Origin of the sequence: Vibrio sonorensis (assembly GCF_001854765.1) — a bacterium.
GTDB classification, from domain to species: domain Bacteria; phylum Pseudomonadota; class Gammaproteobacteria; order Enterobacterales; family Vibrionaceae; genus Vibrio; species Vibrio sonorensis.
The window spans coordinates 1-331 of the sequence record NZ_LJJE01000113.1 but is presented as its reverse complement, the minus strand read 5'-3'; the positions used below and the strand labels follow the sequence as shown (position 1 = coordinate 331).

2 tRNA genes are annotated in these 331 nt (G+C 51.7%); both read right to left on the bottom strand.

Annotation, left to right across the window (positions count from 1 at the left end):
* Window positions 1-141: 141 nt before the first annotated feature.
* Window positions 142-217 (bottom strand) — tRNA-Asn (locus BLO31_RS21295).
* 38 nt (window positions 218-255) lie between these two features.
* A tRNA-Phe gene (locus tag BLO31_RS21290) sits at window positions 256-331 on the bottom strand.

Genomic DNA, 331 nt, shown 5'->3' with positions numbered 1-331 from the left:
GGCCATATCTTTCGATATAGCCTTTTGAAATATGGCTCCCCCTGCGGGAGTCAACGGGCCGGCCTCCCGGCTGCGACATTCTGCTTGTCAAATAGCAGATACAAAAAAGGCCACACCTTACGATGTGGCCTCTTCTAAAAGTGGCTCCCCCTGCGGGACTCGAACCTGCGACATACGGATTAACAGTCCGCCGTTCTACCAACTGAACTAAGGGGGAATTATCTGTGTCAACACATTGTGTTAAGCACCAAATAATGGTGCCTCGAGGCGGAATCGAACCACCGACACGAGGATTTTCAATCCTCTGCTCTACCGACTGAGCTATCGAGGC